This is a genomic window from Streptomyces odontotermitis (assembly GCF_050510915.1).
Classification (GTDB): Bacteria; Actinomycetota; Actinomycetes; order Streptomycetales; family Streptomycetaceae; genus Streptomyces.
The window spans coordinates 24923-47672 of record NZ_JBNJLS010000020.1; the positions used below are offsets into that span (position 1 = coordinate 24923).

Consider the following 22750-nt stretch of genomic DNA (forward strand, 5'->3'; position numbering starts at 1 on the left):
AAGGTAACGGGAGGACGAGACGGTGGCTGTCGAACAGCAAGGCACAGTGCCCGCCGAGGCACGGGACAAGCACGCCCAGCTGGCCGAACAGATCGAGGAGCACCGCTTCCGGTACTACGTGAAGGACCAACCGGTCGTCAGCGACGCCGAGTTCGACAAGCTCCTGCGCTCCCTGGAGGCCCTGGAGGAGCAGTACCCCGAGCTGCGCACCCCGGACTCCCCGACCCAGAAGGTCGCCGGCGCCTACGAGACGGACTTCGCGTCCGTGGAGCACCGCGAGCGCATGCTCTCCCTCGACAACGCCTTCGACGACGAGGAGCTCGGCGCCTGGGCCGACCGCGTCGCCAAGGAGGTCGGCACGACCGACTTCCACTTCCTGTGCGAGCTGAAGGTCGACGGCCTCGCGGTGAACCTGACGTACGAGGACGGCAGGCTCACCCGCGCCGCCACCCGCGGCGACGGCCGCACCGGCGAGGACATCACTCCCAACGTCCGTACGATCGCCGACATCCCCGAGCGCCTCAAGGGCGAGCGCATCCCCGCCCTCGTCGAGATCCGCGGCGAAGTCTTCTTCCCCATGGAGAAGTTCGAGGAGCTCAACGCCCGCCTGGTCGAAGCGGGCGACAAGCCCTTCGCCAACCCGCGCAATGCGGCGGCCGGTTCACTGCGCCAGAAGGACCCGCGCGTCACCGCGACCCGCCCCCTGCACATGGTCGTGCATGGCATCGGCGCCCGTGAGGGCTTCGACATCGACTGCCTCTCGCATGCCTACCAGCTCCTCCACGAATGGGGCCTGCCCACCGCCCAGCACAACAAGGTCGTCCAAGACCTCGACGGCGTACGGGAGTTCATCGCCCACTTCGGCGAGCACCGCCACTCCGTGGAGCACGAGATCGACGGCGTCGTCGTCAAGCTCGACGAGATCCCGCTCCAGGGCCGCCTCGGCTCCACCTCCCGCGCCCCGCGCTGGGCCATCGCCTGGAAGTACGCGCCGGAGGAGGTCAACACCAAGCTCGTCGACATCAGAGTCGGCGTCGGCCGCACCGGCCGCGTCACGCCGTACGCGGTCGTCGAGCCCGTCACCGTCGCGGGCTCCGAGGTCGAGTTCGCCACCCTGCACAACCAGGACGTGGTGAAGGCCAAGGGCGTCTTCATCGGCGACACGGTCGTGCTGCGCAAGGCGGGCGACGTCATCCCGGAGATCCTCGGCCCCGTCGTGGACCTGCGGGACGGCAGCGAGCGCGAGTTCGAGATGCCCTCCGAGTGCCCCGAGTGCGGGACGGCGCTGCGCCCCATGAAGGAGGGCGACATCGACCTCCGCTGTCCGAACGGCCAGTCGTGCCCGGCCCAGTTGCGCGAGCGCCTCTTCTACCTGGCCGGCCGCAAGTGCCTGGACATCGAGAACTTCGGCTACGTCGCGGCCGCCGCCCTCACCAACCCCCTGGAGCCCTCGACCCCGCCGATCCTGGATGAGGGCGACATCTTCGACCTCAAGGTCGACGAGCTGCTCCCCATCAAGTCGTACGTCCTGGACCAGGACTCCGGCCTGCCCAAGCGCGACCCGAAGACCGGCGAGGAGAAGGTCGTCACGTTCTTCGCCAACCAGAAGGGCGAGGCGAAGAAGAACACCCTGGCGATGCTGGACAACATTCAGGCCGCGAAGGAACGCCCCCTCGCGCGCATCATCACGGGCCTGTCCATCCGCCACGTGGGACCGGTCGCCGCGGTGGCCCTCGCCCGCGAGTTCCGCTCCATCGACCGCATCGAGCAGGCCACCGAGGAGGAGCTGGCGGCCGTCGAGGGCGTCGGACCCACCATCGCGGCCTCCCTGAAGCAGTGGTTCGAGGAGGACTGGCACCGCGAGATCCTCCGCAAGTGGAAGGCCGCCGGAGTCCGCATGGAGGAGGAGTCCACCGGCGACGACGAGGGCCCCCGCCCCCTCGAAGGACTCACGGTGGTCGTGACCGGAACGCTCGCGAACCACACCAGGGACGGAGCCAAGGAGGCCCTGCAGTCCCGTGGGGCGAAGGTGACCGGTTCGGTCTCCAAGAAGACGTCGTTCGTCGTCGTGGGCGACAATCCCGGCTCGAAGTACGACAAAGCGATGCAGGTGAAGGTCCCCGTTCTGGACGAGGACGGCTTCGCGGTCCTCCTGGAACAGGGACCGGACGCCGCGAAGGAAGTCGCGCTTCCGACCGAGGAGTAGCGGTTGAAGGCCACCCGTTCAGCGCATACCAGATGCATACGGGTGGCCGGGTCGCATTCGGGCAACCGTTGTCGACCGCTGCCCGTGGAAGCCTTCTGCGGCCTACTGTTGAGGTGTGCGCCTGCCGTGCCCCGGTGCGGATGGGGTATCTCCTGCTCATCGAGAGCTTGGGGAAAGGTTTTCAGACGCGGCTGACTTGGGACTGGGTCCGCGTGGCGTGGGCACCGCCGGCTGTGAGAGGGACGGGAATGGAACCGACCGAGAGCGTCGCCCCGGACTCACGGCTGCGAGCCCGCCTCAAGGCCGGGCCGGGCGCCTGGTTCAGCCGCCGCGACCGCGGCACTTCGGGGACATCCGAGGCGGCACGCGCATCTGGCGTACAGGGCAAGGAAGTTGAGCTGCGCGAGCCGGAGCGGAGCCCCGTCGGGGCGCGCGCCGCGGACCGGCGGACCACGGCCGGGGGAACGCCCATCGGCCCGGTGCTGAGCACCGAAGTGCAGGAGGGCACAGGGCCCGAGACGGAGCAGCGGGCGAGAGACTCCCGCGCCACCGACGCCCGCGCCACCGACCCTCGCGTCACCGACTCCCGCACCACCGACTCCCGTACGGCCGACTCCCGTACGGTCGCGACGCAGCCCTCCGTCTCCGCCGAGTCCCGGACGTCCGAAGCGCGTCGGCCGCTGTGGCGCGTCCTGGACCGCCGCGGGCCGCATCCGCCGCACGGCGGCCAGGAGAGCCACGAGCCCTGGCCGCTGCTGCCCGTCGCCGTCGTGGCCGCCGCCGCGGTCGTGCTCGGCACCGGCTTCTTCCGCGCCTTCACCGACCACCACGCGCTGTTCCCGTCCGGCACCGTCGGCTGGTCGTTCGCCGTCCTCACCGGACTCATCGTCGCCCACCTCGTCGCCCTCGGCCGCGACCGCTGGTGGGGCGGTACGGGCTCGGGCGGCGCCCTCACCGTCGCGGTGCTCCTGCTGTACGGCTGGGTGCCCGCGGGCATGGTCAGCCTCACCGTCGTCGTGCTGGTCAGCGTCGCCCGGCGCAACCGCTGGCGGCAGGGACTGCTGCACGGCGCCGTCGACCTCCTCGGCATCGGCGCCGCCGCCCTCGCGATGGCCGCGTTCGGCACCGCGCCCTCGGCCGAGTCGCCCTGGCTGCCCGAGAGCTGGGACCTGTACACCGCCCCCGAGGTGGCGCTCGTCGCCGCCACGTACCTCGGCGTCACCCGCGTCCTGCTGTGGTACGTGCACGCGCCGCGCTCCGGGGCACTGCCGACCGTCACCCGCACCGCCCTCGTGCGGCAGGGCCTGGTCGGCGTGGCCCTGCTGGGCATCGCCCCGCTGATCTGCGTGGTGGCGACCGCACTTCCGATCCTCCTGCCCCTCTTCGCGATCCCGCTGGTCGCGCTCGACTCCACGCTGTGGATCGCCCGCGCCCGCGCGGAGGAGCAGCTGCGCGACCCGCTGACGGGCCTGCCCAACCGGCAGTGGCTCCTGGAGCGCACCTGGACGGCGATCGACGACGCCGAGCGCATCGGGGCGCGGTGCGCGCTGATGCTCATCGACATGGACCGCTTCCGCTCGGTCAACGACACCCTCGGCCATCTCGCCGGCGACCGGCTCCTGCTGCAGATCGCCGACCGGCTGCGGCTCGCCCTGCCGCGCGGCGCGGAGGCGGCCCGCCTCGGCGGCGACGAGTTCGCGGTGCTGCTCCCGGTGGCCGACTCCACGACGTCGGCGTCCCGCGTGGCCCGCTCCCTGGTCGCGGCGCTCGGCTCCCCGCTCGACCTGGACGGACTGACGCTGGTCCTGGAGGCGAGCGCCGGGCTCGCCGTCTTCCCGGACCACGCGCTGGACGCGGAGGGACTGCTGCGGCGCGCGGACGTCGCGATGTACCAGGCGAAGCGCGACCGCACCGGAGTGGAGGTGTACGAGTCGAAGCGGGACTCCAACACCCCTGACCGCCTCGGCCTGTTGGGGGACCTGCGCCGGGCTCTCGACGCGGGCGAGGTGGAGCTCCACTACCAGCCGAAGGTGCGCTTCGACGGGCAGGTCGCGGGCCTGGAGGCGCTCGTGCGCTGGGTGCACCCCGAGCGGGGAAAGGTCCCGCCGGACGAGTTCATCGCGATCGCGGAGTCGTCCGGGCTGATGCCCCATCTGACGGAGTACGTGCTGGAGACGGCGCTCGCGCAGGTCGCGCGCTGGCAGGCGCAGGGCCTGAAGGTGCCGGTCGCGGTGAACGTCTCGCCGCGTGACGTCCACACCCCCGGCTTCGCCGGAGCGGTGGCGGCCCGTCTCGCCCGGCACGGGGTCCCCGCGGGGGCGCTCCAGCTGGAGATAACGGAACACGTGCTCCTGGAGGACCCGCAGCGGGCGGCGGACACGCTCGCCGGGCTGACCGGGCACGGGGTGAAGATGTCGCTCGACGACTTCGGCACGGGCTACTCGTCCCTGGTCCACCTGCGGCGGCTCCCGGTGAGCGAGCTGAAGATCGACCGGTCGTTCGTGGCCCGCCTCGCCGTGGACACGGAGGACGCCGAGATCGTGCGCTGCACCGTCGACCTGGCGCACTCGCTGGGCCTGCTCGTCGTCGCGGAGGGCGTCGAGGACGACGAGACGTGGGAGCGGCTGCGGGACCTCGGGTGCGACGCGGTGCAGGGGTGGCTGGTCGCGGCGGCGATGCCGGAGGAGGAGACGACGGCGTGGCTGCGGGCGCGGGGGTCGCGGGGCTGGCAGCGGCCCGCCGCTCAGGCCGCGGAGGGGGAGCGGTCCTCCAAGTAGGGCCACGTTGTAGGCGCCCTGGCCTGCGGCCGCCGGTCTGTGCGAGGGGGCGAGGCGACCTGCGTCGCGCGTCGCAGCGCACGGGTGGGCGCGTGGGAGACCCGCCGCGGAGCGGCGAAGAGGCTGCCGCGGAGCGGCGAGGGAACGCGGCGCGGAGCGCCGGGGGAGGCCCCGCGGAGCGGGGCAGCAGCCGCCGCGGAGCGGCGGGGAGAAACCGCTGCACGGGCAAGCGCTCGCGCCCCATAGGATTGGGGGCACAACCCACACACTCACCCCAGAGGATCGCTGCATGCCTGGCATCACGCGCGAGGAGGTCGCCCACCTCGCCCGCCTAGCACGTCTGGAGCTGAAGGCCGAAGAGCTCGACCACTTCGCCGGACAGCTGGACGACATCATCGGCGCGGTCGCCCGCGTCTCTGAGGTCGCCGACCAAGACGTACCGCCGACCTCTCACCCGCTGCCGCTGACGAACGTCATGCGCGCGGACGAGGTCCGTCCGTCGCTCACCCCCGAGCAGGCGCTCTCCGGCGCCCCGGCCCAGGAGCAGCAGCGTTTCAAGGTGCCGCAGATCCTGGGGGAGGACTAAGAACCATGACGGACAACAGCAACGTCAACATCATCAAGCTCACCGCCGCCGAGATCGCCGCGAAGATCGCCGACGGCAGCCTCACCGCCGTCGAGGTCACCGAGGCGCACCTGGCCCGCATCGAGGCCGTCGACGAGAAGGTGCACGCCTTCCTGCACGTCGACCGTGAGGGCGCCCTCGCGCAGGCCCGCGCCGTGGACGAGAAGCGGGCCAGGGGCGAGAAGCTCGGGCCGCTCGCCGGTGTGCCGATCGCGCTGAAGGACATCTTCACCACGGAGGGGATCCCGACCACGGTCGGCTCGAAGATCCTCGAGGGGTGGATCCCGCCGTACGACGCGACGGTCACGAAGAACCTGAAGGCCGCCGACGTCGTCATCCTCGGCAAGACCAACATGGACGAGTTCGCCATGGGGTCGAGCACCGAGAACAGCGCGTACGGCCCCACTGGTAACCCGTGGGACCTCACCCGTATCCCGGGCGGTTCCGGCGGCGGCTCCAGCGCTGCCCTCGCCGCGTACGAGGCGCCGCTCGCCATGGGCACCGACACCGGCGGCTCCATCCGCCAGCCCGCCGCCGTCACCGGCACCGTGGGCGTCAAGCCGACGTACGGCGGTGTCTCCCGCTACGGCATGGTGGCGTTCTCCTCGTCCCTGGACCAGGGCGGCCCCTGCGCCCGTACGGTCCTGGACGCGGCGCTCCTCCACGAGGCCATCGCCGGGCACGACCCGCTGGACTCGACCTCCATCGACGCCCCGGTCCCCGCGGTCGTCGAGGCCGCGCGCAACGGCAGCGTCGAAGGCATGCGGGTCGGCGTCGTCAAGCAGTTCGCGGGCGAGGGCTACCAGGCCGGCGTCGTCCAGCGCTTCAACGAGTCCGTGGAGCTGCTCAAGTCCCTCGGCGCGACCGTCGTCGAGCTGGACTGCCCCTCGTTCGACCTGGGGCTGTCCGCGTACTACCTGATCGCCCCGTCCGAGTGCTCGTCCAACCTCGCGCGCTTCGACGCCATGCGCTACGGCCTGCGCGTCGGTGACGACGGCACCAAGTCGGCCGAGGACGTCACCGCGCTGACCCGCGAGGCGGGCTTCGGCGACGAGGTGAAGCGCCGCGTGATCCTCGGTACGTACGCCCTGAGCTCCGGCTACTACGACGCGTACTACGGCAGCGCCCAGAAGGTCCGCACGCTCATCACCCGCGAGTTCGAGTCGGCCTTCGAGCAGGTCGACGTCATCGTGTCGCCGACCACGCCGACCACCGCCTTCCCGATCGGCGAGCGCGCCGACGACCCGATGGCGATGTACCTCGCGGACCTGTGCACGATCCCGACCAACCTGGCGGGCAACGCCGCCATGTCGCTGCCCTGCGGCCTCGCGCCGGAGGACGGCCTGCCCGTCGGGCTCCAGATCATCGCCCCCGCCATGAAGGACGACCGCCTGTACAAGGTGGGCGCTGCCGTCGAGGCCGCCTTCGTGGAAAAGTGGGGCCACCCGCTGCTTGAGGAGGCTCCGTCGCTGTGAGTAGTGCTGTGAGCAAGGCCAAGGGCTTCAAGAAGTCCAAGACCGGTACGTATCTGTCGATCGGGACCACCGCGTTCGGTGCGATCAGCGTGGTCAAGCAGGCCAAGAAGGCCCGCTTCGAGGGCGACACGCTGCGCCTGATCGACGCCGCCGTGTCCGCCGCCGCCATCGTCACCGGCGTCGCGCTCCTGGTGCGCGAGCTCAAGCGCCTCGGCGACGACGACGTCCTGCTGGGCTGAGAGGGAAAGTTTCCATCGTGACCACCGAACTTCTGTCGTACGAGGACGCGTTGGCGTCGTACGACCCCGTCATGGGCCTGGAGGTCCATGTCGAGCTCGGCACCAAGACGAAGATGTTCTGCGGCTGCTCGACCGAGCTGAAGCAGGACGCCAACAGCCAGACGTGCCCGACCTGTCTCGGCCTGCCCGGCGCGCTGCCGGTCGTCAACGAGATCGGCGTCGAGTCCGCCATCAAGATCGGCCTCGCTCTCAACTGCGAGATCGCCGAGTGGTGCCGCTTCGCCCGGAAGAACTACTTCTATCCGGACATGCCGAAGAACTTCCAGACCTCCCAGTACGACGAGCCGATCGCCTACAACGGCTACCTCGACGTGCAGCTGGAGGACGGCGAGATCTTCCGCGTGGAGATCGAGCGCGCCCACATGGAGGAGGACACCGGCAAGTCCACGCACGTGGGCGGTGCCACCGGCCGCATCCACGGCGCCTCGCACTCCCTGCTCGACTACAACCGCGCGGGCATCCCCCTCATCGAGATCGTCACCAAGCCGATCGAGGGCGCGGGCGAGCGGGCCCCCGAGGTCGCCAAGGCGTACGTCGCCGAGCTGCGCGAGGTCATCAAGGCGCTCGACGTCTCCGAGGCCCGCATGGACAAGGGCCAGATGCGCTGCGACGTGAACCTCTCGCTGCGTCCCAACGGGACGGAGAAGTTCGGCACGCGCTCCGAGACGAAGAACGTCAACTCCCTTCGCTCCGTGGAGCGCGCGGCCCGCTTCGAGATCCAGCGGCACGCGGCGGTGCTGTCCTCCGGCGGCACGATCGTCCAGGAGACCCGTCACTTCCACGAGGAGGACGGCTCCACGACGTCGGGCCGCATCAAGGACAACGCCGAGGACTACCGGTACTTCCCGGAGCCCGACCTGGTGCCCGTCGCCCCGTCCCGCGAGTGGGTCGAGGCGCTGCGCGCCGCGCTCCCCGAGCAGCCCCTCGCCCAGCGCAACCGGCTGATCGAGGAGTGGGGCATCACCGCCCACGACATGCAGTCGATCCGCAACGCCGGCGCCATCGGCCCGATCGTCGCCACGATCAACGCCGGCGCGGACTCGGCCTCGGCCCGCAAGTGGTGGATGGGCGAGCTGGCCCGCAGCGCCAACGAGCAGGGCGTCGAGCTGGGCGCCCTGCCCATCACGCCCGAGCACGTGGCCCGCGTCTCCGAGCTCGTCGCCGCCGGCGATCTGAACGACAAGCTGGCCCGCCAGGTCATCGACGGCGTCCTGAAGGGCGAGGGTACGCCGGACGAGGTCGTCGACAAGCGCGGCCTGAAGGTCGTCTCGGACGACGGCGCGCTGACGAAGGCCGTCGAGGAGGCCATCGCGGGCAACGCAGCGATCGCCGACAAGATCCGCGGCGGCAAGGTCGCTGCGGCGGGTGCGCTGGTGGGTGCCGTCATGAAGGCGACCCGCGGCCAGGCCGACGCGGCCCGCGTCAAGGAGCTCATCCTGGAGCAGCTGGGCGTGAGCGAGGGCTGACAGCCTTTTCCCGTACGGGAGTCGGGGCGCCGCACCGGTGGGTGCGGCGCCCCTTCGCGTGCCCGGGGCCACTTCTTGAGGGTCGGGTTCTTGAGGGCCGGGGAGCCGAGTGCGGCAGCGCCGATGTGGCTGCGGCCGTCGCTGTCCGTGGTGGCGTCGGTGCTGATCCGCAGCCGTGGTCCGCCCCCGACGTCCGCCGGGTCAGGCTCTGAACCGCCCTCCGCCGCCGCCGACTTGGTCACCGTGACCGTCGGGCCCGGAGTCGCCTTGCCGCCCTTGCCGCCCTTGCCGCCCTTGCCGCGCGGCGGACGGGCGGGTCGACGGACTCCCTCCGTCCACGTGCCGCCTCAAAGCCTCACGCCTGACGCCAATTCACTTTCAGGCCGTCCCGGGGTCTTCCCCTCGCCACATGAAGTGAATAGCGTCCCGGCCGTACCTCAATGGATCAGCAACGAACCTTTGAGTGCGACGAACACGACGAACACGACTGGGAGGTCGGGACGTGACCGCAGAGCAGCGTGGAGCCGAACCCGGGCGGGCAGCCCCCGAGCTGTCGCGCAGGCGGCTCATGGCCATCGGCGGCGGTGCGCTCGGCGCCGCCGCCGTCGGGTCCTTCCTGCCGCCCTCGCTGCAGCAGGCCCTCGCACAGGAACCCCCGAAGGGCGGCCTCGGCTCGGTCGAGCACGTGGTGATCCTGATGCAGGAGAACCGCTCCTTCGACCACTACTTCGGCACCCTGCGCGGCGTCCGCGGCTTCGGCGACCGGGCCGCGATCCAACTCCCCGGTGGCAGGACCGTGTTCGAGCAGCCGGGTGTGCTCCGCACCATCCTGCCCTTCCCGGTGCGCGCGGCCGCCGAGGCGCAGAAGAAGGACCTCCAGTACGTCGGCGCCCTCGACCACTCCTGGAGCGGCGGCGCCAAGGCGTGGCACGACGGCTGGATGGACGGCTGGATCACCGCCAAGACCGCCGCCACCATGGCGTACTACACGCGCGAGGACATCCCGCTGCACTACGAACTCGCCGACACCTTCACGGTCTGCGACGCCTACCACTCCTCCATCCACTCCTCCACCAGCCCCAACCGCAACCACCTGTGGAGCGGCAGGACCGGCTACGAGGCGAACGGCAAGCGGGCCGTCGGCAACGACGCGTACGACGAGGGCAAGCACCCCGGCTACGGCTGGGGCACGTACGCGGAGCGCCTGGAGAAGGCGGGCGTGAGCTGGCAGACGTACACGGAGTGGGAGAACTTCACCGACAACCAGATCGAGTTCTTCACCACCTTCAAGGCTCTCGCGAAGAAGGTGCTCGCGGCCGCCGGGCTCGGCGACCTCACGTACATGGAGGCGTTCTACGCCAAGGTGCGCGACGCCAAGGACGAGGCCGAGCGGACCACGCTGCTCGCCGCCCTGGACAAGGGAGTCGCGACCCTGGGCAAGGGGGAGCGGTCGCTCTTCGAGCGCGGGCTGCGGCGCGTGCCTACCGGGAAGCTCGCCGAGGAGTTCGGCAAGGACGTCGCCGCGGGCAGGCTCGCGAAGGTCAGCTATCTGGTGCCGTCCGCGCAGGACTCCGAGCACCCCAGCGTCTCCTCGCCCATCCACAGCGCGACCATCGTCTACAAGGTCCTCGACGCCCTCGCCTCGCACCCCGAGGTCTGGCGCCGCACCGTCGTCCTCATCAACTACGACGAGAACGACGGCTTCTTCGACCACGTGCCGCCGCCGGTGCCGGGCACCGACTCCGCCGCGGACCAGGAGGAGCGCTGGGAGGGGCTGCCCACCGGGCTCGGCGCGCGCGTGCCGATGCTCGTCGTCTCCCCCTGGAGCGTGGGCGGCTACGTCTGCTCGGAGGTCTTCGACCACACCTCCGTGGTGCGCTTCCTGGAGAAGTGGACGGGGGTGAAGGAGCCCAACATCAGCGCCTGGCGGCGCACGGTCACCGGCGACCTCACCGGCGCCTTCGACTTCGGCCGGGCCCGCAGACAGCCCGCCGTCGAACAGCCCGGCGCCATCCCGGAGTTCAGCGGCCGCTGGGCCCCGCAGCCGCCCGCGCAGCAGTCCATGCCGCGGCAGGAGCCGGGCACCCGCCCCGCCCGCCCGCTGCCCTATCAGCCGGACGCCGATGTGCGGGCGGGCGCCGACGGCGGGCTCGTGGTGCGGCTGCGCAACGGCGGCCGCTCCAGCGCGCACTTCGCGCTCTTCCCGTACGCGGGTGAGTTCGCCCGCCCGCAGCACCAGGACGTCGCCCGCAAGGGCGCCTGGGCCGTGCCGGTGCCGGGGGACACGTACGCCTTCACGGTCACCGGGCCGAACGGCTTCCGGCGCGAGTTCGCGGGCTCGCGGCGGACCGCCGCCGAGGTGACGTCGGCGATCAGCCGCCGCGAGATCCACGTCACAGTGGCCAACCGGGGCGGCAAGGAGCTCGTCTTCACCGTCAAGCCCCTTGGATATATGGATGAAGGGGACATAAGGGCGCGGACGCGCGTCGTGCGGGTCCGGGCCGGCAGCAGCCGCACCCTGGCCTGGCCGACCGCCGCCGAGCACGGCTGGTACGACGTCGAGGTCACCGCGCACGGCGACCCCGGCTTCCGGCGGCGCCTGATGGGACACATCGAGAACGGGCGCGCGAGCGTCTCCGGCTGAGGCCGAAAGGCCCGTCATCGCAAGGCCAAAGGCATGCGCGGGCGGGGGCTCGCACCCACAGACATGTGAGTCCCCGCACGTACTTGTGAGTAAGCCCACGAAAGGGACAAAGGATCTCTAGCGGGTGCAAGAGTGTCTGCGCATCGCCCAAGTGTCCTCAAGTGTCTTTGCGGGTCGTTCGGTTCGTTCTCGGCTGTTCCCGATAAAGATCCACCATCTCCATGAACCACCCGGGAGCAGATCGTGGCCGCACTCGCACGGTGGTGCGTCAGGCACCGCCTCGTAGTCGTCCTCCTCTGGCTCCTCGCCCTGGGCACCGCCGCCACCGGCGCCTCGCTCGCCGGGGCCGCGTACTCGAACGACTACGAGGTCCCCGGCACCGAGTCGGGCCGCGCCGCACAGCTCCTGAACGAGGGCTTCGACGGCCTCGGCGGCGACAGCGGCAGCATCGTCTGGCACACCGACCGCGGCACCGTGCGCGCCGCCGACGTCGAGCAGACCATGACCCGCACCCTCGACAAGATCGCGGACCTGCCCGCCGTGGCCTCCGTGACCAGCCCCTACGGGGACGAGGGTGCCGGACAGATCAGCCAGGACGGGCGCACCGCCTACGCCGCGGTCACCTTCCACGAGCAGGCCACCGACATCGACAAGGCCGACGCGCAGGCCGTCGTCGACCTCGCGAAGGAGGCCGCCGGCAACGGCCTGGACGTGCAGGCGGGCGGCAGCGCCGTCGGGCTCACCGAGTCCAAGCACGCCCAGACCGCCGAGATCGTCGGTGTGGCCGTCGCCGCCGTCGTCCTCTTCCTCGCCTTCGGCTCGCTCGCCGCCTCGGCTCTGCCCATCGCCACCGCGCTGGTGTCGGTCGGCACGGCGTACGCGGGGATCGTGCTGCTCGGGCACGTCATGACCGTCGCGGACTTCGCACCGATGCTCGGCACCCTCATCGGGCTCGGCGTCGGCATCGACTACGCGCTGTTCATCGTGACCCGGCACAGAAAGGGCCTCAAACGCGGGCTCCCGGTGGCCGAAGCCGCCGAGCGGGCCGTGGCCACCACCGGGCGGGCCGTCGTCTTCGCGGGCGCCACCGTCTGCATCGCCCTCCTCGGCATGCTGATCCTGCGCCTCAGCTTCCTCAACGGCGTCGCGATCGCCGCCTCCCTGACCGTCGTGCTCACCGTCGCCGCCTCCGTGACGCTGCTGCCCGCCCTGCTCGCGTACATCGGGCCGCGCGCCCTCAGCCGCAGGGAGCGGCGCCGCCTCGCCGAACAGGGGCCGCAGCCGGAGCTCCCCACCGGCCTCGCCGCCCGCTGGTCCGCCTTCGTGGAGCGCCACCCCAAGCTGCTCGGCGCCGTCGCCGTCGTCGTGATGGCCCTGCTCGCGCTGCCCACGCTCTCGCTCCACCTCGGCACCTCCGACCAGGGCAACAACCCGAAGCCGACGACCACGCGGCAGGCGTACGACCTGCTCGCCGACGGCTTCGGGCCGGGCGTGAACGGACCGCTCACCCTCGTCACCGAGGTGCACGATCCGTCCGACCGGCTCGCCCTCGACACCCTCGGCCAGACCCTGAGGCAGACCGAGGGCATCGCCTCCGTCAGCCCGGTCACCTACGACGCCGACGGCGACGCCGCCTTCCTCACCGTCGTCCCCACCTCCGCCCCGCAGTCCCAGCAGACCAGCGAGCTCGTCGACCACCTGCGCGACGACGTGCTGCCGCGCGCCGAGTCCGGCACCTCGCTCGACCTGCACGTCGGCGGCGTGACCGCCAGTTACGACGACTTCGCGGAGATCATCGTCGGCAAGCTGCCGCTGTTCGTGGGCGTCGTCATCGGCCTCGGCTGCCTGCTGCTCCTGCTGGCCTTCCGCTCCATCGGCATACCGCTCAAGGCCGCCGCGATGAACGTGGCCGCGGTCGCCGCCGCCTTCGGGATCGTCGTCGCCGTCTTCCAGTGGGGCTGGGGGAGCGAGCTGCTCGGCCTCGGCAGGGCGGGCCCCATCGAACCCTTCCTGCCCGTGATCATGGTCTCGGTCCTCTTCGGGCTCTCCATGGACTACCAGGTGTTCCTGGTCAGCAGGATGTACGAGGAGTGGCTGGAGACCGGCGACAACCGCGTCGCCGTCCGGGTCGGCCTCGCCGAGACCAGCCGAGTGATCAACTCCGCGGCCGTGATCATGATTTCGGTCTTCCTGGCCTTCGTGCTCAGCGGCGACCGCGTGATCGCGATGTTCGGCATCGGCCTCGCGGCGGCGGTCGCCCTCGACGCCTTCGTGCTCCGTACCCTGCTCGTCCCCGCCCTCATGCACCTCCTCGGCGGCGCCAACTGGTGGCTGCCCCGCCGTCTGGACCGCTGGCTGCCGCGGCTGAGCATCGAGCCGCCGGAATGCCGCCAGGCCCACCGGGCCCACCAGGCCCATGCGAAGATCCCTGCGCAGACGATCGACGGAATCGACCGCGTGGAGGACTTGGAGCATGTTCGCGATATCTCTCGGTGACGGCGCGGAGCTGCGGCCCTTCGAGCCCTGGCAGGCGGCGGACCTCCTCGCCCTGTGCGACCGCTCGCGGGAGTACGCGGGCGCCTGGGTCCCGCTGACCGTGCTCGCCGAGGACCTGGAGTCGGCGCGCAGGATCCTCCAGACCTACGCCGACAAGCAGGCCGCCGACACCGGGCGCCTGTGCGGCATCTGGCAGGACGGCGCGCTCGTCGGCGGCGTGCTCTTCCGGATCTTCGACGTGCCGAACGAGACCTGCGAGGTCGGCATCTGGCTGGAGCCCTCGGCGGCCGGGCGCGGACTGGCCCAGCGGGCGTCGCGCGCCGTCATCGACTGGGCCGTGCACGAGCGCGGGATGCACCGCGTGGAGTGGCTCGTCTCCTCCCGCAACACGCCCAGCATCCGCGTCGCCAAGAACCTCGGCATGACCAAGGACGGCGTCCTGCGCGAGAGCTTCCCGTGGCAGGGGATCCGCCACGACATGGAGGTCTGGTCGGTCCTCGCGCCGGAGTGGAAGGCGCTGAAGGAGTCCCGTTAAGGGAACTCTCAGAAACGGTAAGGGACTTCTCAGACTCCGTCCGTACGGTGCGGAGCATGGGAACCAAGACAGTTGACGAGGCCGCCAAGACCGCCAAGACCGCCAAGGACGCCGAGGCCACGGAGGCCGAGGCCAAGGATGCGGCGGCCGAGGACGCGGCGGCCGAGGACGCGGCGGCCGAGCCTGCGGACGCCGCGGTCGAGGTGTCCGAGGGCGACGCCGCCGGCACCGCGGCCGACCGGGAAGAGAACGAGGGCGACGCCGAGGACGAGCTCGTCGCCTCCGAGCCTCCCGCCAAGACGCCCGGCGTCGGCCAGGGCGCCGCGGCCGTCGTCGCCGCCGCGCTCGGCGTCATCGGCCTCTCCGGAGGCTGGATCGGCACCGTCGCCTCCGCGCGCGAGAACCTGATGGGCCAGCTGAAGACCGCCCAGTCCGCCAGCGTCGGCAAGCAGGTGGAGGCGCTGTACGGCGACGCCTGGCACGCCACCGCCCTGTACGCCGGGGCCTTCGCGCTCGCCGCCCTCGTCGTCGGCGTCGTCGTCCTGGCCCGGCCCGCCTTCGGCGCCCCCGGCCGCCCGCAGGCCCCCTGGATCAAGTCCGTTGCCTGGGCGGGCGTGGCCCTGGGCGTGCTCGGGCTGCTGCTCGCCATCGCCAAGTACACGGACCTGCTGCTCGGGCTCCCGTCGACCAGCTGAGTCGACCGGCTAAGGGGGTCCCTAGGACCCCCTGAGGCGGGGCCCGCCTTCGTACGGCGGATCTAAGGCACCCCACCCCCGCAACATGAGGCACTCGCCCGATGTGGCGCACCCCCCTGGGACGCGAAAGTTGAGGCATCGCGGAGAACGGAACCGCGAAAGCGGGAAACCGCGAAAGCGGGAAACCGCGAAGCCGCAACAGACCCAAGGGGAACAAGATGTTCGAGTACGAACTGCACCAGCTGCGCACCGCCGAGCAGGCCCTCAAGGCCGACCACCAGCGGCTGGTCCGCGAGGCCCGCGCCGGGCGCAGGGCCGCCCGCCGCTCGGCCCGCCACGAGGCGGAGGGGCGGGTGAGCACACCACTGCTCCGCCGGGCCCGGTTCACACGGGCCGCCTGATGGAGACGGGGACGCCGGACAGCCCCTTGACCCGAGCGACACCGGTGTCACCAGCGTCACCAGCACCGAGACCGGGACGGCCCACCGCCGTCCCGGTCTCGTCTTCTGGGACGGGCCGTACCGCGATGTCAGCGGCCTGTGCGATGCTCCCGGGTGTGGAGACCAGGTCCGTCAGCCCGGTGTTCGTCGGCCGAGCCGACGAACTGGGCGTACTGAACGATGCGTTCGCCCGCGCCGAGGGTTCCCCCGCGGCCCCGGGTGAACCCCAGGCGCTGCTGCTCGGCGGCGAGGCCGGGGTCGGAAAGACCCGCCTCGTCGAGGAGTTCACCGCCGCCGCCCGCGCGCGCGGTGCCGTCGTCGCCGTCGGCGGCTGCGTCGAGCTGGGCGCCGACGGGCTGCCCTTCGCCCCCTTCGTCACCGCCCTGCGCGCCCTGCACCGCCGCCTCCCGGACGAGCTCGCCGCGGCCGCCGAGGGCCAGGAGGACGAGCTGGCCCGGCTCCTGCCCGAGCTCGGCGACGCCCCGCACGTGCAGGCGGGCCGCGGCGGCGAGGACGCCACGGCCCGTCTCTTCGAGCTCACCGCCCGCCTCCTGGAGCGCCTCGCCACCGACCGCACCCTCGTCGTCGTCCTGGAGGACCTGCACTGGGCCGACACCTCCACGCGCCACCTGCTCGCCTACCTCTTCCGCACCCTGCGCGGCGGCCGCCTCGTCCTGCTCGCCACCTACCGCGCCGACGACGTCCACCGCCGCCACCCGCTGCGCCCCCTGCTCGCCGAGCTGGACCGGCTGCGCACCGTCCGCCGCATCGAGCTCGCCCGCTTCACCCGCGACGAGGTGGCCCGCCAGATGGCCGGGATCCTCGACGCGGAGCCCGCCCCCAAGCTGGTGGACGACGTCTTCCACCGCTCGGACGGCAACGCCTTCTTCGTCGAGGAGCTCGCCGTCGCCACGGGCTGCGAGGGCAACTGCGCCTCGCTCACCGACTCGCTGCGCGACCTCCTCCTGGTCCGCGTCGAGGCGCTGCCCGAGGACACCCAGCGGGTCGCGCGGATCGTCGCCGAGGGCGGCTCGACCGTGGAGCACGCGCTGCTCGCCGCCGTCGCGGGGCTCTCGGAGGACGACCTCATCGAGGCGCTGCGGGCCGCCGTCGGCGCCAACATCCTGCTCGCGTCGGAGGACGGCGACGGCTACCGCTTCCGCCACTCCCTGGTGCGCGAGGCCGTCAGCGACGACCTGCTGCCCGGCGAGCGCTCCCGCATCAACCGCCGCTTCGCCGGCGTCCTGGAGGCCGACCCGTCCCTGGTCGCCGCCGACCAGCGCGCCGCCCGCCTGGCCACGTACTGGTACCACGCGCACGACGCGGCCAAGGCCCTGCCCGCAGTGCTCGGCGCCTCCGTCGAGGCCCGCCGCCGCCATGCGTACGCGGAGCAACTGCGGCTCCTGGAGCGGGCGATGGAGCTGTGGGACGACGCCCCCGAGGAGATCCGCGCCGCGCTGCGCCCCGTCGACTACGCCGAGGCGTACCCCTCCTGCGGCTGCGACCCCGCCACGCCCCTCGAATACCTGGACCTGATGGCCGAGGCCGCGGTCGCCGGGCGGCACAGCGGGCAGAAGAACCGCTCACTGAAGATCACCAAGCGGGCCCTGCGGTTCCTGGAGGACGGCCGCGACCCCCTGCGCGCCGCCTGGTTCTGGATCCAGCGCGCCCGCCTCGTCTCCGCGCTGGCCCGGGGCGACGGCTGGGAGGAGACCGCCACCGCCCAGGAGCTGGTGCGCGGCCTGCCCCCGTCCGAGGTGCACGCCGACGTCCTCACCCACGTCGCCTCCTGGGGCATGCTGCACAACCCCGGCCCCGAGGCCCTCGCCGCCGCCGAGCGGGCCGTCGACTACGCCCGCATGGTCAAGGCGGAGAACGTGGAACAGAACGCCCGCATCACCCTCGGCGGCCTCCTCGTCGACGCGGGCTCCGTCGACGAGGGCATCGCCGAGCTGTACGGCGCGCGCGAGCGCTCCCTCGAACTCGGCCTGGGCGCACAGGTCAGCCACATCCACGTCAATCTCCCGTCCGCCCTGGAGAGCGCGGGCCGCCACGCGGAGTCGGTGCGGGCGTGCGACGAGGGCCTGAAGCGCTGCCGGGAGCACGGCCTCCTGGACACCTCGGGCTGGGTCCTGGCCAACAAGGCGGAGTCGCTGTTCTCCCTCGGCCGCTGGACCGAGACCGTCGAGGCGGCGAACACCGTGCGCCGCACGGCGCTCAGCGCCAAGCCGCGGGGCTCGGCCGCCGTGAAGCTCGCCCGCGTCGCGCTCGGCCGCGGCGACACGGACGAGGCGGAGGCCCAACTGGCCGCCGCCCGCGCCCAGTACGGCATCCACGACCCCATGCCGCAGTACTACCTGCCCCTGGCCACGATCGCCCTGGGCATCGCCGCGGGCCGGGGCCGCCCCCTGGAGGCCCGCACCCTCCTCGAGGAGACCCTGACCGGCGACCTCCCCGCGACCCAGCAGCGCTACGCCTGGCCGCTGCTGCTCACCGCGGCGACGACCGAGGCCGACGCGCGCGGGCTGCCCGCCGCCGAGGAGGGCCGCGCCGCCGCCGTCGCGCGCATCCGCACGGCCGCCAAGTCCCTGACCACGCCGAACCCGCTCTGGATCGCGTACGCCGAGTGGGTCCGCGCCGAGCTGCTGCGCGCGGACGGGCTCGACGAACCGGAGCTCTGGGCCGACGTGGTCACCGCGTTCGAGACCCTGGAGCGCCCCTACGACCTGGCCCAGGTGCGCTACCGCCAGGCCCACGCCCTGCTCGCCGCCCCCGGCTCGCCCTCCGCCGACGACCGCGACCGGGCCACCGAGCTGCTCCGGCTGGCCGGGGCGGTCGCCGAGGAGCTGGCCGCCCGCCCCCTCACCGAGTCCGTCACCGCGCTCGCCCAGCGCGCCCGGCTCAGCCTGACCCGCGCCGCCGAGCCCCCGGCACAGCCCGCCGACCCGGCCGAGGCCCTCGGCCTGACCAGCCGTGAGCGGGACGTGCTGCGCCTGGTCGCGGCGGGCCGCAGCAACCGCCAGATAGCCGAGGAGCTCTTCATCTCCCCGAAGACGGCGAGCGTGCACGTGTCGAACATCCTCGCCAAGCTCGGCGTCACGGGCCGCGGCGAGGCAGCGGCCCTGGCCCACCGCCTCCATCTGTTCCCTTCGCCCTCCCCCTCCCCGAACCCGTCCTGACCTGCAGCTTCGCTGACCACTTCGCCCTCCCCTCGGGCCTTTGTCCGGTCTCACTTACGCTGGAGAGACCCACTCGGCCCGAGGAGGCGCCGTGTTCAACGCGTTCGAGGAGCTCTTCGCACCCGGCCGCAAGCACACCGAGGACGAGCAGAACCGCCTGGAGCTGACCCGCGAGGACCCGGGCGACAACGACCCGGGCCGGGGCCCGATCGACCTGTCCTCGGGCAAGGTCATAGTCAGGCCGCCGGCGAAGGGAGAGGAACCCTCCAGCCCGTCCGCCGATTGAGGACGAGGCGTCCAGGGGCGTGACCTGAGGACGGCCCCTCACTTCACCTTCAGCTCCAGGACCCGGTCATCGCCCTTCTCGGGCGTGCCCCGGGAGTCCGTCTCGCTCGTCACCAGCCACAGCTTGTCCCCGCCCGCCGCGACCACGGTCCGCAGCCGCCCGTACTTCCCCTTCAGGAAGTCCTGCGGCTCGGCCTTGCCCGGCTCGACCCCCCGCACGGGGATCCGCCAGAGCCGCTCGCCCCGCAGCCCCGCCATCCACACGGACCCCTCGGCGTAGGCGACCCCGCTCGGCGACGCGTCCGACGTCTTCCACTGCGCGACCGGCGCGTGGAACCCCTCGGCCCCCTCTCCGCCGTCGCCCTCACCCTTGCCCTCGACCTCGGGCCAGCCGTAGTTGTCGCCCGCCTTGATCTGGTTGAGCTCGTCCCAGGTGTCCTGCCCGAACTCCGAGGCCCACAGCCGCTTCTGCTCGTCCCAGGCGAGCCCCTGAACGTTGCGGTGCCCGTAGGAGTAGACGGGGGAGTCGTCGCCGAAGGGGTTGCCGGGGGCGGGCTCGCCGTCCGGGGTGAGCCGCAGGATCTTGCCGCCGAGCGACTTCTTGTCCTGGGCGAGGCCCCGGTCGCCGGTCTCCCCGGCCCCCGCGTACAGCATCTTGTCGGGCCCGAACGCGATCCGGCCGCCGTTGTGGATCATGCCCTTGGGGATGCCCTTGAAGACGGTGTCCGGCGCACCGAGCTGCTGCCCCGCGGGCTTCTTCTCGTCATAGATCATGCGGGCGATGCGGTTGTCCGACTCGGTGGTGAAGTAGGCGTACACCATGTGGTCGGAGGCGTACGAGGGGGACAGTGCGATCCCGAGGAGGCCCCCTTCGCCACCCGGCGCCACCCCGGGCACGGAACCCACCTGGGACGTCGCGCCGCTCTCCCCGTCGATCCGGGTGATCGTGCCCTCGTCCCGCGACGACACCAGCAGGTCACCCCCGGGCAGCGGCGCGAGCCCCCACGGCGACTTCAGCCCCTTGGCGAGTGTCTTGGTGACCTCGACGGAGCCCTTCTCGGCGGGCGCCTTCCCGCTGGGCTTCCCCGACGGCGTGCGCGAGGCGGAGGGCCCGGACGCGGTGCCCTTGCGCGGGCTGTCGCCGTCCCCGTCGCCGGACGAGCAGCCCGCCGTGAGCAGCAGGGTGGCGGCGGCCAACACGGCGGTCGCGGCGGACAGTTGAGAACGCGACACGATCAGGTTCCCTTCGCTGGGCAGGGCACCGGGCGCTGCGCGCGGCGCTCACCTGTTCATACACCGGGACCGGCCCGGAAGGTTCCCGTTCCCGCTCTCGTTCCCGGCGCGCGCGTACGGGTCAGTCCCATGACCCCAGCGCCCCGGGCAGCCCCGCCAGCTCCGCCAAGTCCCCCTCGGAGAGCGCCACTTCGGCCGCCCCCGCGTTCTCCACGGCCCACCGCTCCCGCTTGGCACCCGGAATGGGCACCACCTGACGCCCTTGCGCCAGTACCCACGCGAGAGCGATCTGCGCGGGAGTGGCCCCGTGCCGCTCGGCCACCCGCCGCAGCCCCACCACCAGGGGCTGGTTCGCCGCCATCATCTCGGCCGTGAAGCGAGGGTGGCGCGCCCGCACGTCGTCGGGCTCGAAGCCCTCGCCGGGCGTCAGCGTGCCGGTGAGGAAGCCGTTGCCCAGCGGCATCGCCGCGAGGAAGCCCACACCCCGCGCCGCACACCACGGCAGCAGCGCGTCCAGCGCCTCCGGCGACCACACGGACAGCTCGGCCTCCACCGCGCTGACGGGAAAGACCTGTTGGACCCGCTCCAGCTGCCGGATCGTCGCGTCGTGCAGGCCGCGGCCGCCGCTCCCCGTCCCCGGCCGCCGGGCCGCCCGCGCCCCCACCGCGCACAGGCCGAGCGCCCGCACCTTCCCCGCCGCGACCAGCTCCGCCATCGCGCCCCAGGTCTCCTCCACCGGCACCTCGGGGTCGGCCCGGTGCAGCTGGTAGAGGTCGATGGTGTCGGTCTGCAGCCGGCGCAGCGAGGCGTCGCAGGCCCGCTTCACATAGCCGGGACGGCCGTTGGCGACGATGTGCTGCTCGCCCACAAGGAGGCCGCATTTGGTCGACACGAACGCCTCGGAACGGCGCTCCTTCACCACCCGCCCCACGAGCAGCTCATTGGTGAACGGCCCGTACATGTCCGCCGTGTCGAGCAGGGCCGGGGCCCGGTCCGAGGCGTCGAGCGCCGCGTGCAGCGTCCGCAGCGAGGCGTCGCCGCGCTGCTGCGAGCCGGTGTACGCCCAGCTCATCGGCATGCAGCCGAGCCCGACCGCGCCCACCTGAAGCGCGCCCGCGCCGATCGTCCTGCGCTCCACCTGCCGTGCCCTCCCACTCTCGCCGCGGAGTCACCCAAACTAACCTCTGCCCCTGAGAAGGCCACGCGCGCCCTGTGCCGATTAGCCTCCAGGTCATGACCACTGACGTATGGATTCCGTTCGAGGAAGACGAGATCGAGGGCCTCCCGGACGCGGCCGCCGCGGGCTTCAACTACCGGTACTGGAACGGTGGTCCCGACTACCCGGCGGACCCCGCCGACTGCGCCTTCTACGTCGTCCCGTACCTCAAGCCCACCAAGGTCGTCGTACCGCCCCTGGCCGCGATGACGTCCCTGCGGGTCGTGCAGACGCTCTCCGCGGGCATCGACCACATGACGCCGGGCATCCCGTCGCTCGTCCCGGGCGTGCAGCTGTGCAACGCCCGCGGTGTCCACGACGCCAGCACCGCCGAGCTCGCCCTCACCCTGATCCTCGCCTCGCTGCGCGGGATCCCCGACTTCGTGGAGGGGCAGCGCAACGGGGAGTGGCGGGGCGGGTTCCGCAAGGCGCTCGCCGACAGCTCGGTGCTGATCGTGGGGTACGGGGCGATCGGCAGTGCGATCGAGGACCGGCTCATCCCGTTCGAGTGCGCGCGGGTGGCGCGCGTCGCGCGCTCCGGCCGTGCCACGGAGCGCGGGCCCGTGCACCCCCTGGCCGAACTCCCCGCGCTGCTGCCCGAAGCCGACGTCGTCATCCTCACGACGCCGCTCACCGAAGCGACCCGCGGCCTGGTGAACGCCGACTTCCTGGCCCGGATGAAAACCGGCGCCCTGCTCGTCAACGTCGCCCGCGGTCCCGTCGTCGACACCAAGGCGCTCCTCGCCGAACTGGACACGGGACGCCTCTCCGCGGCCCTCGACGTCACCGATCCCGAACCCCTGCCCCAGGAGCACCCCCTGTGGCACGCTCCAGGGGTACTCATCAGCCCGCACGTGGGCGGACCGACCACTGCTTTCTGGCCACGCGCCAAGCGCATGCTCGCCGCCCAACTCACCCGCTACGCCGCCGGGGAGCCGCTCGTGGGCGTCGTACTGACAACCGAATAGCCGCCGCTCCCAAGGCAGTTCATGCACGCTCCGCACTCGCACGCGTGCGCCCCGTGTGCGCATCACCGCTGGCAGTCACGGAGCGTAGAGGAACTATGTCCCTGAGTGACGAGACTGGTGTATCGTCCCGACAGGGGCTGCGCCGTGCACCGTTCGGCGCCGGGGATGTGAATTCAGACTGCGAGGGGGGCGACGGGCGATGCACGGCCTA

16 protein-coding genes are annotated in these 22750 nt (G+C 72.1%); 14 read left to right on the plus strand and 2 right to left on the minus strand.

Going from position 1 to position 22750, the window contains the following annotated elements; translation table 11 throughout:
* The first annotated feature begins 22 nt into the window (after positions 1-22).
* The 13 genes from ligA (at position 23) to ACQB60_RS36370 (ending at position 19123) form a co-directional block, all read left to right on the plus strand.
* The gene (gene ligA, locus ACQB60_RS36310; protein ID WP_496930386.1) at positions 23-2206 is read left to right on the plus strand and encodes an NAD-dependent DNA ligase LigA; all 2184 of its coding nucleotides are present in this window, start codon (positions 23-25) and stop codon (positions 2204-2206) included.
* Between the two features lie 692 nt (positions 2207-2898).
* Positions 2899-4983: a putative bifunctional diguanylate cyclase/phosphodiesterase gene (locus tag ACQB60_RS36315; RefSeq protein ID WP_496930475.1), complete on the plus strand. Its 2085-nt coding sequence runs from the start codon at positions 2899-2901 to the stop codon at positions 4981-4983.
* Positions 4984-5272: 289 nt separating this feature from the next.
* Positions 5273-5569, plus strand: coding sequence for an Asp-tRNA(Asn)/Glu-tRNA(Gln) amidotransferase subunit GatC (gene gatC / locus ACQB60_RS36320; protein ID WP_010984178.1), 297 nt, complete (start codon positions 5273-5275; stop codon positions 5567-5569).
* A gap of 5 nt (positions 5570-5574) precedes the next feature.
* Positions 5575-7083 (plus strand): Asp-tRNA(Asn)/Glu-tRNA(Gln) amidotransferase subunit GatA, encoded by a 1509-nt coding sequence (gene gatA, locus ACQB60_RS36325; RefSeq protein WP_496930387.1) that lies wholly within the window; start codon positions 5575-5577, stop codon positions 7081-7083.
* On the plus strand, positions 7080-7322 hold the full coding sequence (locus ACQB60_RS36330; RefSeq protein ID WP_384848199.1) for a hypothetical protein: 243 nt from the start codon (positions 7080-7082) through the stop codon (positions 7320-7322). Before gatA ends, ACQB60_RS36330 begins: the two co-directional genes overlap by 4 nt.
* Positions 7323-7336: 14 nt before the next feature.
* A complete protein-coding gene (gene gatB / locus ACQB60_RS36335; RefSeq protein WP_496930476.1) occupies positions 7337-8848 on the plus strand; it encodes an Asp-tRNA(Asn)/Glu-tRNA(Gln) amidotransferase subunit GatB in 1512 nt (503 codons plus the stop codon).
* A gap of 502 nt (positions 8849-9350) precedes the next feature.
* Positions 9351-11492 carry a phosphocholine-specific phospholipase C gene (locus tag ACQB60_RS36340; RefSeq protein ID WP_496930388.1) on the plus strand — a complete coding sequence of 714 codons (2142 nt, stop codon included), beginning with the start codon at positions 9351-9353 and terminating at the stop codon, positions 11490-11492.
* 243 nt (positions 11493-11735) lie between these two features.
* On the plus strand, positions 11736-13988 hold the full coding sequence (locus ACQB60_RS36345; RefSeq protein WP_496930389.1) for an MMPL family transporter: 2253 nt from the start codon (positions 11736-11738) through the stop codon (positions 13986-13988).
* Positions 13966-14523, plus strand: coding sequence for a GNAT family N-acetyltransferase (locus tag ACQB60_RS36350; RefSeq protein WP_496930390.1), 558 nt, complete (start codon positions 13966-13968; stop codon positions 14521-14523). Before ACQB60_RS36345 ends, ACQB60_RS36350 begins: the two co-directional genes overlap by 23 nt.
* 56 nt (positions 14524-14579) lie before the next feature.
* A complete protein-coding gene (locus tag ACQB60_RS36355; RefSeq protein WP_496930391.1) occupies positions 14580-15218 on the plus strand; it encodes a hypothetical protein in 639 nt (212 codons plus the stop codon).
* A gap of 218 nt (positions 15219-15436) precedes the next feature.
* Entirely contained in the window at positions 15437-15619 is a 183-nt protein-coding gene (locus ACQB60_RS36360) for a hypothetical protein (RefSeq protein ID WP_496930392.1), read from the plus strand.
* 143 nt (positions 15620-15762) lie between these two features.
* A complete protein-coding gene (locus tag ACQB60_RS36365) occupies positions 15763-18837 on the plus strand; it encodes a helix-turn-helix transcriptional regulator (RefSeq protein ID WP_496930477.1) in 3075 nt (1024 codons plus the stop codon).
* A gap of 91 nt (positions 18838-18928) precedes the next feature.
* Positions 18929-19123, plus strand: a complete 195-nt coding sequence (locus tag ACQB60_RS36370; RefSeq protein ID WP_496930393.1) for a DUF6191 domain-containing protein — start codon at positions 18929-18931, stop codon at positions 19121-19123.
* Between the two features lie 38 nt (positions 19124-19161).
* Here ACQB60_RS36370 and ACQB60_RS36375 read toward each other — a convergent pair whose 3' ends face one another.
* Positions 19162-20355, minus strand: a complete 1194-nt coding sequence (locus tag ACQB60_RS36375; RefSeq protein ID WP_496930394.1) for a PQQ-dependent sugar dehydrogenase — start codon at positions 20353-20355, stop codon at positions 19162-19164.
* 121 nt (positions 20356-20476) lie between these two features.
* Positions 20477-21493, minus strand: coding sequence for an aldo/keto reductase (locus tag ACQB60_RS36380; protein WP_496930395.1), 1017 nt, complete (start codon positions 21491-21493; stop codon positions 20477-20479).
* Between the two features lie 95 nt (positions 21494-21588).
* On the opposite strand from ACQB60_RS36380, the gene ACQB60_RS36385 reads away from it, so the two are divergent.
* Positions 21589-22539: a 2-hydroxyacid dehydrogenase gene (locus tag ACQB60_RS36385; RefSeq protein WP_496930396.1), complete on the plus strand. Its 951-nt coding sequence runs from the start codon at positions 21589-21591 to the stop codon at positions 22537-22539.
* Positions 22540-22750: the final 211 nt, after the last annotated feature.